Source organism: Luteimonas rhizosphaerae, assembly GCF_002849595.1.
GTDB lineage: Bacteria > Pseudomonadota > Gammaproteobacteria > Xanthomonadales > Xanthomonadaceae > Luteimonas > Luteimonas cellulosilyticus.
Window position 1 is genome coordinate 242,050 of record NZ_NRQR01000008.1, and the last position, 12,343, is coordinate 254,392.

General features: G+C 70.1%; 10 protein-coding genes and 1 pseudogene. 7 read left to right on the forward strand and 4 right to left on the reverse strand.

The genetic code is table 11. From position 1 onward, the window contains the following. Positions 1-30: 30 nt before the first annotated feature. The 6 genes from CJ022_RS04520 (at position 31) to CJ022_RS04545 (ending at position 4,653) form a co-directional block, all read left to right on the forward strand. Positions 31-654 carry a glutathione peroxidase gene (locus CJ022_RS04520; protein WP_101925471.1) on the forward strand — a complete coding sequence of 208 codons (624 nt, stop codon included), beginning with the start codon at positions 31-33 and terminating at the stop codon, positions 652-654. 120 nt (positions 655-774) lie between these two features. Next, positions 775-1,710 (forward strand): FKBP-type peptidyl-prolyl cis-trans isomerase, encoded by a 936-nt coding sequence (locus CJ022_RS04525; protein ID WP_101925472.1) that lies wholly within the window; start codon positions 775-777, stop codon positions 1,708-1,710. Between the two features lie 76 nt (positions 1,711-1,786). After that, positions 1,787-2,572, forward strand: a complete 786-nt coding sequence (locus CJ022_RS04530) for an FKBP-type peptidyl-prolyl cis-trans isomerase (RefSeq protein WP_143703886.1) — start codon at positions 1,787-1,789, stop codon at positions 2,570-2,572. A gap of 64 nt (positions 2,573-2,636) precedes the next feature. Further along, the gene (locus tag CJ022_RS04535) at positions 2,637-2,867 is read left to right on the forward strand and encodes a SlyX family protein (protein ID WP_101925473.1); all 231 of its coding nucleotides are present in this window, start codon (positions 2,637-2,639) and stop codon (positions 2,865-2,867) included. A 14-nt stretch (positions 2,868-2,881) separates the two neighbouring features. After that, positions 2,882-3,571: a DUF2058 domain-containing protein gene (locus tag CJ022_RS04540; protein WP_101925474.1), complete on the forward strand. Its 690-nt coding sequence runs from the start codon at positions 2,882-2,884 to the stop codon at positions 3,569-3,571. Between the two features lie 218 nt (positions 3,572-3,789). Next, positions 3,790-4,653, forward strand: coding sequence for an alpha/beta fold hydrolase (locus CJ022_RS04545; protein ID WP_101925501.1), 864 nt, complete (start codon positions 3,790-3,792; stop codon positions 4,651-4,653). 10 nt (positions 4,654-4,663) lie between these two features. Here CJ022_RS04545 and CJ022_RS04550 read toward each other — a convergent pair whose 3' ends face one another. The 4 genes and pseudogenes from CJ022_RS04550 to CJ022_RS04565 form a co-directional block, all read right to left on the reverse strand. Next, positions 4,664-6,043 (reverse strand): amidohydrolase family protein, encoded by a 1,380-nt coding sequence (locus CJ022_RS04550; RefSeq protein WP_101925475.1) that lies wholly within the window; start codon positions 6,041-6,043, stop codon positions 4,664-4,666. A 92-nt stretch (positions 6,044-6,135) separates the two neighbouring features. Further along, the gene (gene metH / locus CJ022_RS04555) at positions 6,136-8,907 is read right to left on the reverse strand and encodes a methionine synthase (RefSeq protein ID WP_101925476.1); all 2,772 of its coding nucleotides are present in this window, start codon (positions 8,905-8,907) and stop codon (positions 6,136-6,138) included. 70 nt (positions 8,908-8,977) lie between these two features. Then, positions 8,978-10,099, reverse strand: coding sequence for a homocysteine S-methyltransferase family protein (locus CJ022_RS04560; RefSeq protein ID WP_233198601.1), 1,122 nt, complete (start codon positions 10,097-10,099; stop codon positions 8,978-8,980). Then, positions 10,096-10,997: pseudogene (locus CJ022_RS04565) on the reverse strand (ArsR/SmtB family transcription factor). Before CJ022_RS04565 ends, CJ022_RS04560 begins: the two are co-directional and overlap by 4 nt. A 265-nt stretch (positions 10,998-11,262) precedes the next feature. On the opposite strand from CJ022_RS04565, the gene CJ022_RS04570 reads away from it, so the two are divergent. Further along, the coding region (locus CJ022_RS04570; RefSeq protein ID WP_101925503.1) for an acyl-CoA dehydrogenase family protein at positions 11,263-12,343 on the forward strand (1,081 nt) is incomplete at its 3' end.

Sequence of the window (12,343 nt, forward strand, 5' to 3'; positions counted from 1 at the left end):
AGGGGTCCCGCGACCCCACGAGGAACGTCCATGCGCCTGCTTCCGATCCTGTTCCTGGCCGCTGCGCTGCTGCCGGCCGCCGGCTCCGCCCAATCGCCAGGCGAGCCGCCTGCGCCTGCACCCGCTGCGACGCCCGGCGGGGCGCCGGTGCTGCTGGACCACAGCTTCCGTCCGCTCGCCGGCCGCGATCCCGTGGATCTGCAGCAGACCTATGGCGGCGACGTGCTGCTGGTCGTCAATACCGCCAGCAAGTGCGGGTTCACGCCGCAGTTCGAGGCGCTCGAAGCGCTGCATGCGCGCTACCACGCGCGCGGCTTCGCGGTGCTCGGCTTTCCGTCGGGCGACTTCAAGGAGCAGGAGTTCGAGGACGAGCAGGCGATCCAGGAATTTTGCACGCTGACCTACGGCGTGCAGTTCCCGATGTTCCAGCGCGTGCACGTGATCGGTCCCGATGCGACGCCGCTCTACCGCCAGCTGGCCGAAGCGACGGGCCAGGCACCGCAGTGGAACTTCCACAAGTATCTGATCGGCCGCGACGGACGGGTGCTGGCGCAGTGGGGCAGCCGCACGACGCCGGATGATCCGGCGATCGTCGCCGCGATCGAAAGCGCGCTGGGCGCGAAGACGCCGAACAAGGCGCTCAGCCGGCGCTGAAGCGCAGTTGACTCGCGCCGGACGGCCCGGCGTGACGGCGATTGCCCCGTCCGGCCGTCGCCGCGACAATAGCCGGCTGTATCGCCACGAGCGGTACGCCCCAAGCAGGAGAGCTTGCAGATGGTGAAGACGTTGCGCGCCGGCCTGTTGCTGGCGTGGCTGGGTGCGGTCGCGGTGCTCGCCCCGGCTGCTGCACAGAGCCCGGTGACGGCCGATGCCGCGGCCCGCGACCGCACCAGTTACGTGGTCGGCATGGATGTCGGCCAGTCGCTGAAGCCGATCGGTCCGGACCTCGACCTCGCCAGTTTCGAGCGCGCGATCGGGCATGCGCTGTCGGGTGGCGCGCCCTTGCTGACGCCGGAAGAAGGCCAGGCGATCTCGCGCGCGCTGACCCAGCGCATCGCCTTCCGCGGCGGTCGCCCGGTGCCGGGCCTGCCGCCGGGCAGCGAGCCGCCGGCCGTGGATCCGGCCCAGGTCGGCCTGCTGGTCGGCGCCGACATGGGCCGCCAGCTCGCGTCGATGCGCGACGACCTTGACATCGCCGCGCTGGTCCGCGGCGTGCGGGCGATCGTCGAAGGCGGCACGCCGGAGATCGCCGAGACCGAGGTCGAGGGCATCCGCCAGTCCATGCAGGATCGCGCGCGTCTGCGCGCCGCGGGCGCCGCCGACGCCAACCGCCAGGCCGGTGCCGCGTTCCTCGCCGCGAACCGCGGCAAGCCGGGCGTGTTCGCGACCGCGTCGGGCATCCAGTACAGCGTCGAGAAGCAGGGGCTGGGTCCGCGTCCGCGCGCGACCGACCGCGTGCGCGTGCACTACCGCGGCACGCTGCTCGACGGCACCGAGTTCGACAGTTCGTATGCGCGCAACGCGCCGGCGGTGTTCGGCCTCGGCGACGTCATCGCCGGTTGGACCGAAGGCCTGCAGCTGATGCCGATCGGCGGCAAGTACCGCTTCTGGATTCCCGGCGACCTAGCCTACGGGCCGAAGGGCAGCCCGCCGAACATCCCGCCGAACTCCACCCTGATCTTCGATGTCGAACTGATCGACATCCTCTGAGTCCCGCCATCGATTTTCCCTCGTGACCGGGCCGTCCGCCCGCGCCGATTCCTTTCCTTTCCCGGAGCTGTTCCTGATGAAGACATCCAAGCGTATCGCCCTGGCCGGCATGCTCGCCGTTTCCATGCCGCTGGCGATGATCGCCTGCAAGCCGATCGACAAGGAGACCGGCAAGCCGGTCGAGGGCGCCGCGGGCGCCGACGCCGATGCCGAAGCGACGCCGGGCAACGAGATCGCCGGCCTCAACGGCGAGCGCGAGCAGATCAGCTACATCATCGGCAACCAGATGGGCGAACAGCTCAAGCAGATCAAGGACGAAGTCGATCTCAAGACGCTGACCCGCGCCATCGACGAGACCATGAACGACAAGGCCATCGAGATCAGCGACGAGCAGGCGATGGCGATCATGCAGTCCTTCGGCGAGCGCATGCAGGCCAAGCAGGTCGCCGAAATGGCGGAGAAGGGCAAGACCAACCTCGCCGAGAGCGATGCGTTCTTCGCCGAGAACACCGGCAAGGAAGGCGTGCAGACGACCGCATCGGGCCTGCAGTACAAGGTCATCACCGAAGGCACCGGCCCGAAGCCGGGCCCGAACGACACCGTGCGCGTGCACTACAAGGGCACGCTGCTCAACGGCGAGACCTTCGACAGCTCCTACGATCGCGGCGAGCCGGCGCAGTTCGCGCTCAACCAGGTCGTGCCGGGCTGGCAGGAAGGCCTGCAGCTGATGTCGGTCGGCAGCAAGTACCAGCTGTGGATCCCCTCGAAGCTCGGCTACGGCGAGATGGGCACCGGCCCGATCGGCCCGAACCAGGCGCTGGTGTTCGAGGTCGAGCTGCAGGACATCGTGTCGGGCGAGTGATGCCCCGCACGTTCGACATGCCGCGCGCCTCCGGGTCGCGGCATCCGGACCAGGACAGGACCCGATGACCGACGACACCGCGCCGCAGGGCCTCGAGCCCCGCGTGACCGAACTGGAGACGCGTCTCGCGTTCCAGGAACAGACCCTGGCCGAGCTCAACGACGCGCTCAGCGCTATGCGTCTCGAGCTCGGCGCCCAGACCGGCCTGCTGCGCCGGGTGATGGACGATCTGCGCCATGCGCGCAGCGTGCAGTTCCCGGATGCAGGGCAGGAACCGCCGCCGCCGCATTACTGAGTGACCGCCCCACGATGACCGATTCCCTCCGCGACCAGCTGCTGGGCCTGGGCTTCAAGGCCCCGGCCAAGCCGGCGCCGTCCCGCGACGACCGGCGTCCGCGCCCGAACGAACGCGGACCGGACCGGCGTGGCCCGCGTCCGCCGGCGAAGGCGGGCGATGGCCGGCCGCGCCCCGCCGGCGGCAAGCCGGGCGGCAACGAGCGGAACGGCGGCAAGCCCGGCGGACCGCGCCCCGCCGGCGCGCAGGGCCAGGCGCGCAAGCCGCGTCCGCCGCGCGACGACATCGATCTGGCCAAGGCCTTCGCCATTCGCGCCCAGCGTGAGAAGGAAGAGCGGATCGAAGCCGAGCGCCTGAAGCAGGAAGAGGCCCGCCTGCGTCGCGAGGCGCGGGTCAAGCTCGAGGCGTTCCTGCAGGACAAGGGGCGCAACGCGGCGGATGCCGAGATCGCCCGCCATTTCGAATACGGCGGCAAGATCAAGCGCATCCACGTCACCGCCGACCAGCTCAAGGCGCTCAACGCCGGCGAGCTCGGCGTCGTGCAGCTCAACGGACGCTACCTGCTGGTCACCGCGGCGGTGCTCGACGAGGCCGAGGCGATCTTCGCGCCGTCGGTCGCGCTGCGGATCGATCCGTCCGCGCCGGCCGCCGACGATCCCTATGCCGATCCGATGTACCAGGTGCCCGACGACCTCGTCTGGTGAGCGACCGCGGATTGCGCCGCCGCGCGGCGCACGTTGGATGATGTCGAGCATCGCGCCCGCGCGACGGCTGCGGGCCGTCTCCGGCAGCCCCGGATTGCCGGCCGGCGCCTCGCGTCTGCCATATCGGCAGTCCGGCTGCGACGTCGCACGCCCGGAATACGCGGACGCGCTGCGGTGATCGTGCACGGTCGCATCAGACCGATGGCGGAATGCCGGCGATGACGGCGTCACCGCCTTCCTCGGCCGTGGAACGTGGCCGCGACCTGCTGGTGTTCTCGCACGCCAACGGCTTCCCGGCGCCGACCTACCGGACCCTGCTGGCTGCCCTCGACGTGCAGTTCGACGTGTCGCACGTCGGCCGGTTCGGCCACGACCCGCGGTATCCCGTGTCGCGCGGCTGGCCCGGCCTGGTGCGCCAGTTGCGCGACCACATCGACGCCCTGCCGCCGACGCGGCGCGTCTGGCTGGTTGGCCACTCGATGGGCGGCTATCTGAGCCTGCTGTCGGCGGCCCAGTCCGGCGATCGGGTGGCCGGCATCGTGCTGCTGGATTCGCCGTTGATCGCCGGCCTCACCGGCCAGCTGATCAAACTGGGCCGCCGCACCGGACTCGACCGGCACCTGCTGCCGCTGCGCCAGACCCTGCAGCGGCGCACCCACTGGCCGGACGTCGACGCGGTCACGGCGCACTTCGCAGGCAAGCCCGGATTCGTCGGCTGGGATGCGCAGGTGCTGCGCGACTACGCCGAGCACGCGACCGAAGGGGATCCCGCCGGCCGCCGGTTGTGGTTCGACCGCGACATCGAACACCTCATCTACCGCACGCTGCCGACCCGCAGCGTCTGCTGCGCGGCGGGGCGACTGCAGGCGCCGGTGGCGTTCGTCGCGGGCACGCAGTCGCGCGAGGTCCGGCAGATCGGCCTGCGTGCGACCCGCCGGCTGGTCGGCGCCCGTCTGCAGTGGGTGCCGGGCGGCCATCTGTTCCCGATGCAGCGACCGGTCGACACCGCGGAGGCGATCGTGTCGGCGATCGCAGGCATGGACGCCGCCCCGGGTTCGCCGGACGCGCGCCCTCCCGGCTGAGGACGTCGCGTCAGTCGGCGCCTGTGTCCGCCACCGGTCCGGCGACGCGACGTCCGGCCTGCCAGACGGCGTCGATCCGGCGCGTATTGCGGATGTCGGCCAGCGGGTCCGCCGTCAGCACGACGAAGTCCGCGCGCCTGTCCGGTTGCAGCAGCCCGCGGTCGTCGAAGCGCAGCAGCAGCGCGGCATCGCGGGTCGCGGTGGTCAGCGCCTGTTGCGGGGTGAAACCGGCCTGCAGCATCAGTTCCAGCTCGCGGTGTTCGGCGAACCCGGCCACCCGGTGCGGCAGCGCGCCGGCATCGGTGCCGAAGCCGATGCGCACCCCGGCCTCGTGCAGCGTGCGCAGGTTGCGCAGGTTCATCGCCAGCGCCTCGCGATGGCGCTGTGTCGCGGGATCTTCGAGCGTGGCCGCGCGCCATGCCGCGTCCGACCACAGGCGGCGCACGACGTCCGGCAGGGCGGCGCGCAGGAACGGCGTCTCCAGCAGGGCGGGCTGCTCGGCGTAGAGATAGTTCGCCTCGTCGATCTGCAGCGTCGCGATGTAGCCGGTGCCGGCGGCGCGCATCGCCGCGGCCAGCGCGGCGTCGATCGGCTGGTCGCGGACGCCGTGGGCGAGGATGTCGATCCCGCTGGCGACCAGGTCCGCGGCCGGCGCGAGGTCGTGGATGTGCGCGGCGACGCGCACGTCGTGCCGGCGGGCTTCGTCGATGACGGCCCGGTAGATGGCCGGCGTCATCTGCGGCGCCTTGCCGCCGAGATCGTCGACCCAGAGCTTGATCACGTCGACGCCGGCCGCGACCTGCGCACGGACCGCGGCGCGTGCGGCGTCCGCGACCGGGTCCGCCGCCAGGCCCATCGCGGCCGCCGGCGGTGCGCCGTCCACGGTGCCGATGCCGCCGCCCGCGCCGAACAGCTGTGCGCCGAGCATCGGGTCGCCGGCGACCTCGCGCCGGATGTCCGCGAACGCCGCACCGTTCATGCCCAGCGAGACGACCGTGGTCACGCCGTAGGCCTGGAACTGGCGCAGGTCGCGCACCACGTGGTCGCGCGTATAGAAGCGGTCGCCGTGGGCGGTGCCTTCGGTGTTGCCGACGTGGGCGTGGGCGTTGACCAGCCCGGGAATGACGAAGCGGCCGCGGTAGTCGACGCGCTCGGCGTCGGCAGGCAGGTCGCTCGCGCCCGCAGCGGCGATGCGGGCGATCAGCCCGTCGCGGAGGACCAGCGTGACCTCGCCGAGATCGCGCTCGCCGTCGAACACGCGCGCATGTTCGATGACGACGGTGGACGGCGGCGCCACCCCGGTCGCGGGCGTGGACCGCGTGGGTCCGGGCGTACCGCTGCAGGCGGCGAGGCAGGCGAGGGCGGTGGCGGCGGCGAGGCGTCGGAGCATGCAGGCGTTCCTGGTGCGAAGTCCCGGTGACGATACCGGCCGCGTCGTGCGGTCCGCGTCGTCCGGGTCGACGGCCCGCACCGTCGACGTACCTATTCCGGGTCGTAATCCAGGTTCGACGCGAGCCAGCGCTCGACCTGCGTCAGCGTCGCGCCCTTGCGCCGGGCGTAGTCCTGGGCCTGTTCCTTGGAGACGCGGCCGACGACGAAGTACTGGCTCTTCGGATGGCTGAAGTAATAGCCGGACACCGCCGCGGTCGGCAGCATCGCGAAGCTTTCCGTCAGCGAAATGCCGGCGTTGCGGCCCGCATCGAGCAGGCGGAACAGGGGGTCCTTCTCGCTGTGCTCGGGACAGGCCGGGTAGCCGGGCGCGGGGCGGATGCCGACGTAGCGCTCGGCGATCAACGCCTCGTTGTCGAGCGCTTCGTCGGGCACGAAGCCCCAGAACTCCATGCGCACGCGCTGGTGCAGGCGTTCGGCCAGCGCTTCGGCGAGGCGATCGGCGAGCGCCTTGAGCAGGATCGCGTTGTAGTCGTCGTGGTCGGCCTCGAAGCGCGCGACATGCGCGTCGATGCCGATGCCGGTGGTGACGGCGAAACCACCGATCCAGTCGTCGCGGCCGCTGTCCTGCGGGGCGATGAAATCGGCGAGGCAGAAATCCGGGCGCTCGACCGGTTTGTCGACCTGCTGGCGCAGGAAGTGCAGCGTGGTCTCGCCGCCGTCGTGGTGCACGACGACATCGTCGCCGACCGAGTGCGCCGGCCACAGGCCGAACACCGCTTTCGCCCGCAGCCAGCGTTCGTCGACGATGCGCGCGAGCATCGCGCGCGCATCGCGATACAGCTCGGTCGCCTGCGTGCCGACGATCTCGTCGTCGAGGATCGCCGGATACCGGCCGGCCAGTTCCCAGGCCTGGAAGAACGGGGTCCAGTCGATCAGCGGCACCAGCTCGTCGAGCGGATAGTCGTCGAACACCTGCAGGCCGGGCTGTACGGGCGTCGGCGGCACGTAGCGGGCCCAATCGCCGTCGAAGCGCTGGGCGCGCGCCTTGGCCAGCGACACCAGGCGCTTCGCGTCGCCGCGGTTGGCATGGCGTTGGCGGATCTCGGCGTAGTCGGCGTCGTTCGCGGCGACGAACGCGTCGCGCAGCTCCGGGCTGATCAGCGACTGGACCACGCCGACCGCGCGCGACGCGTCCTTGACCCAGACGGTCGGCGCGCCGTAGTGCGGCGCGATCTTCAAAGCGGTGTGCGCACGCGAGGTCGTCGCGCCGCCGATCATCAGCGGCAGGGCGAAACCCTGGCGCTTCATCTCGCGCGCGACGTGGCTCATCTCCTCCAGCGACGGCGTGATCAGGCCGGACAGGCCGATCACGTCGGCGTTCACTTCGCGCGCCTTGTCGAGGATGGTCTGGGTGGGGACCATCACGCCGAGGTCGACCACCTCGAAGTTGTTGCAGGCCAGCACCACGCCGACGATGTTCTTGCCGATGTCGTGCACGTCGCCCTTGACCGTGGCCATCAGCACGCGGCCGTTGTTCTTGCCGGCATCGCCGGTGCGCAGCTTCTCGGCTTCGATGTAGGGCAGCAGGTGCGCGACCGCCTTCTTCATGACGCGCGCCGACTTCACCACCTGCGGCAGGAACATCTTGCCGGCGCCGAACATGTCGCCGACGACGTTCATGCCGGTCATCAGCGGCCCTTCGATGACCTCCAGCGGACGCGCGTACTGCACCCGCGCTTCCTCGGTATCGGCGCCCACGTACTGGTCGATGCCGTGCACCAGGGCGTGGGTCAGGCGCTGCTGCACCGGCGCGTCGCGCCAGGCGAGGTTCTCGACCGTCGCCGCGCCCTTCTTGCCCTTGTAGCGTTCGGCCAGGGCGAGCAGCCGCTCGGTCGCGTCGCTGCGGCGGTTGAGCACCACGTCCTCGACGCAGGCGCGCAGCTCGGGATCCAGTTCGTCGACGATCGGCATCGCGCCCGCGTTGACGATGCCCATGTCCATGCCGGCTTCGATCGCATGCAGCAGGAACACCGTGTGGATCGCCTGGCGCACGACCTCGTTGCCGCGGAACGAGAACGACACGTTCGACACGCCGCCCGACACGTGGCAGTGCGGCAGCGTCGCCTTGATCTCGCGCGTGGCCTCGATGAAGTCGACGGCGTAGTTGTCGTGCTCCTCGATGCCGGTCGCGATCGCGAAGATGTTGGGGTCGAAGATGATGTCCTCGGGGGGGAACCCGACGACGTCGGTCAGCAGTCTGTAGGCGCGCGTGCAGATCTCGACCTTGCGCGCGCGCGTGTCGGCCTGGCCGTCCTCGTCGAAGGCCATCACCACGACGGCCGCGCCGTAGCGCAGCACCTGGCGCGCCTGGGCGAGGAAGGCCGCTTCGCCTTCCTTGAGCGAGATCGAATTGACCACGCCCTTGCCCTGCAGGCATTTCAGGCCGGCCTCGATGACCGTCCATTTCGACGAGTCGACCATCACCGGGATGCGCGCGATGTCGGGCTCGGCGGCGATGAGGTTGAGGAACGTGGTCATCGCGCGCTCGGAATCGAGCATGCCCTCGTCCATGTTGACGTCGAGGATCTGCGCGCCGCCGTCGACCTGCTGGCGTGCGACCTCGACCGCTTCCGGATAGCGGTTTTCCTTGATCAGCTTGCGGAATGCCGCCGAGCCGGTGACGTTGGTGCGCTCGCCGATGTTGATGAACAACAGCTCGGGCGTGATGATCAGTGGTTCGAGGCCGGACAGGCGGGTGTAGCGGGTCATGCGGTGGGGCCTCCGTCTGCAGCGGATCCATCCGGAACGACGCGGATGGACGCGCGGGCTTGTGCAGGCGCGCGCGTGCGCGCCACCGGGCATGACCTGGAACGCCGGTTCGTGCGCGCGCGCGCACCGACATCCGCCTCGATGCGGCTGGCCCCGTGGCGGGTCACGCCGCTGCCGCCTGCAGAAGCGCCGGCCTCCGCGGTGCCACGTCACGGACCGCTTCGGCGATCGCGGCGATGTGCGCGGGCGAGGTGCCGCAGCAGCCCCCGACGATGTTCAGCAGCCCGGCCTGGGCGAATTCGCGCAGCACGTCGGCCATGTCGTCCGGCGTTTCGTCGTAGCCGCCGAACGCATTCGGCAGGCCCGCATTGGGATGGCAGGTCACGTAGGCGTCGGCGATCCGCGACAGGGTTTCCACGTGCGGGCGCAGGTCCTTGGCGCCGAGCGCGCAGTTCAGGCCGACGGCCAGCGGACGCAGGTGCCGCAGCGAGTACCAGAACGCCTCGGCGGTCTGCCCGGACAGGGTGCGGCCGGACGCATCGGTGATCGTGCCGGAGATCAGCACCGGCAGGCGCGCGCCGATCCGGTCGAACACCAGCTCCAGCGCGAACAGCGCAGCCTTGGCGTTGAGGGTGTCGAACACGGTCTCGACCATCAGCACGTCGGCGCCGCCTTCGATCAGGCCTTCGGTCGCGTCGCGGTAGATCGCGACCAGATCGTCGAAGGACACGGCGCGATAGCCGGGATCGTTGACGTCGGGACTGATCGACGCGGTCCGGCTGGTCGGGCCGAGGATGCCGGCGACGAAGCGCGGGCGGTCCGGCGTCGTCGCCTCGACGGCGTCGCAGGCCTCGCGCGCCAGGCGCGCCCCATCGCGGTTCAGTTCGTGCACCAGGTGCTGCAGGTGGTAGTCGGCCAGCGACACCGCGGTGGAGTTGAAGGTGTTGGTCTCGACGAGATCGGCGCCGGCCAGCAAATAGTCGCGATGGATGTCGCGGATCAGCTGCGGCCGGGTCAGCGTCAGCAGGTCGTTGTTGCCGCGCTGGTCGTGGCCCTCGCAGCCGCACCCGGCGCCGTGGGCGTGGCCGTCGGCCGTGAACAGCGCGTCGTAGCCGTCGGCGAACCGCTCGCCGCGGTAATCGGCCTCGGTCAGTTCATGGCGCTGGATCATCGTGCCCATCGCGCCGTCGAGCACGAGGATGCGCGACGCGAGCGCGGCTTCCAGCAGCGCGACGCGCGCCGGATTCCGCCAGGGCAGGCGGCCCTGGGCGTCGGCGCCGCTCACGGTTTCCTCGCGATGATCGAGATGACCTCGAAATGCGGCGGACGCTTCTCGCGGGTCACGGTCTCGGCGCTGTGCAGTTCCAGGCCGGCGCGCGCGACGAAGCGGCGCAGTTCCTTGTCCGGAAAGCCGAGATTCGCGTGCCCGTAGGCCTGCACGACGGCCTCGTGGCCGTGCCGGTTCAGGCTCGACAGCAGCAGCCGGCCGCCGGGGCGCAAGACGCGCGCCGCTTCGACGACGGCCTGCGCGGGCTTGCTGGCGTAGGTCAAGGCATGCATCAGCACGACGAGGTCGAAGCGCGCATCGTCGAAGGGCAGGGTGTGCATGTCGCCCTCGCAGACCTCGACGTTGCGGAAGCGCTTGAGCCGCTCGGTCGACGCGGCGAGTAGCGCTGCGCATGCGGCGCCAGCAGCTCTGCCAGCACGCCGTCGCCCGAGGCGATGTCGAGCACGTCGCCGGTCTCCAGCAGCGGCAGCGCCGAGCGCGCCAGCGCTTCCCAGGTGCGGCCGGGCGAGTAGTGGCGCTCCATGTCGCCGGCGACGGTGTCGGCCCAGTTCTGGTCGGCGGCGCGCATCGCCAGCACGCTGGCGACGCGTTCCGCGTCCTGGCGCAGCAAGGGATCGTCGCTGCCGGTGCTCAGCGCCTGCCACAGCGCCCGCTGGGCGTGATCGAGCGCGGCATCGTCGAAGCGGTAGTAGGCCGAGACGCCGGAGCGGCGGTCGCGCACGAGGCCCGCTTCCTTGAGCTTGGCCAGATGCGTCGACACCCGCGGCTGGGCCAGGCGCGTGATCGACGAGAGTTCGGCGACCGTCAGTTCCTCGACTTCGAGCAGCGCGAGCAGGCGCACGCGAGTGGGATCGGCGAGGACCTTGAGGCGGGAGGACCAGGCTTCCAGATCCATGAATATCTCCATATCGCGATATAGAGATAATTGTCGGTCGGGCGCGGAGGCAGGTCAAGCGCGCACGGCGGTCGATGGCGGGGGTGCGCATCCGAACACCGGAGGTGATGACCGCGATTGCGACCCCATGTCAGTGCTGCTTTGCAAGCCGTCTCGCGGAGCGCGTCAGGCGGCGTTTATGCTGCATCGCGCCACGTCCCCTGCACCGGAAAACCGCGTCCAGACGGTACACTTGCCGGATTATTTTTTGCAGGAGTTCGATGCCGTGGAGTTCGGTTTCAGCGAAGAGCAGTTGATGATCCAGGACATCGCGCGCCGGATCGCACAGGAAAAGATCGCCCCCAGCGCGGAGCATCACGACCGCACCGGTGAGTTCCCGCTGGAGAACATCCGGCTGCTCGGCGAGAACGGCCTGATGGGCATCGAGGTGTCCGACGAATACGGCGGCGCCGGCATGGATCCGATCGCCTACGTGCTGGCGATGGTCGAGATCGCCGCGGCCGACGCCGCGCATTCGACGATCGTGTCGGTCAACAACTCGCTGTTCTGCAACGGCATCCTGACCCACGGCACCGAGGCGCAGAAGCAGGCCTACGTGCGGCCGATCGCCGAGGGCAAGGAAATCGGCGCGTTCGCCCTGACCGAACCGCAGTCCGGTTCCGACGCCACGGCGATGAAGTGCCGCGCGGTCCGCCAGGACGACGGCCGCTACGTCATCACCGGCAAGAAGAGCTGGATCACCTCGGGCCCGGTGGCGAAGTATTTCGTGCTGTTCGCGATGACCGATCCGGACAAGGGCGCGCGCGGCATCACCGCGTTCCTCGTCGACGGCGACCGCGACGGCTTCCACCGCGGCAAGACCGAGCCCAAGCTCGGCATCCGCGCGTCGGCGACCTGCGAGATCGAATTCGACGGCTATGTGGCCCAGGCCGACGAGGTGCTCGGCGAGGAAGGCCAGGGCTTCAAGATCGCGATGGGCGTGCTCGACGCGGGCCGCATCGGCATCGCCTCGCAGGCTATCGGCATCGCCCGCGCCGCGTACGAGGCGACGATCGAATACGTCAAGGAACGCAAGGCCTTCGGTGCGCCGATCGGCACGTTCCAGATGACCCAGGCCAAGATCGCCGACATGAAGTGCAAGCTCGATGCGTCGCTGCTGCTGACCTTGCGCGCCGCGTGGCTCAAGAGCCAGGGCAAGCGCTTCAGCAACGAGGCGGCGATCGCCAAGCTGACCGCGTCGGAAGCGGCGATGTGGATCACCCACCAGGCGCTGCAGATCCACGGCGGCATGGGCTATTCGAAGGAAATGCCGATCGAGCGCTATTTCCGCGACGCCAAGATCACCG

What these genes read in the sequence shown, in the direction of transcription:
- CJ022_RS04520 (WP_101925471.1), top strand. Translation starts at nt 31, where the DNA reads ATGCGCCTGCTTCCGATCCTGTTCCTGGCCGCTGCGCTGCTGCCGGCC.
- CJ022_RS04525 (WP_101925472.1), top strand. Translation starts at nt 775, where the DNA reads ATGGTGAAGACGTTGCGCGCCGGCCTGTTGCTGGCGTGGCTGGGTGCG.
- CJ022_RS04530 (WP_143703886.1), top strand. Translation starts at nt 1,787, where the DNA reads ATGAAGACATCCAAGCGTATCGCCCTGGCCGGCATGCTCGCCGTTTCC.
- CJ022_RS04535 (WP_101925473.1), top strand. Translation starts at nt 2,637, where the DNA reads ATGACCGACGACACCGCGCCGCAGGGCCTCGAGCCCCGCGTGACCGAA.
- CJ022_RS04540 (WP_101925474.1), top strand. Translation starts at nt 2,882, where the DNA reads ATGACCGATTCCCTCCGCGACCAGCTGCTGGGCCTGGGCTTCAAGGCC.
- CJ022_RS04545 (WP_101925501.1), top strand. Translation starts at nt 3,790, where the DNA reads ATGACGGCGTCACCGCCTTCCTCGGCCGTGGAACGTGGCCGCGACCTG.
- CJ022_RS04550 (WP_101925475.1), bottom strand. Translation starts at nt 6,043, where the DNA reads ATGCTCCGACGCCTCGCCGCCGCCACCGCCCTCGCCTGCCTCGCCGCC.
- metH (WP_101925476.1), bottom strand. Translation starts at nt 8,907, where the DNA reads ATGCCCGGTGGCGCGCACGCGCGCGCCTGCACAAGCCCGCGCGTCCAT.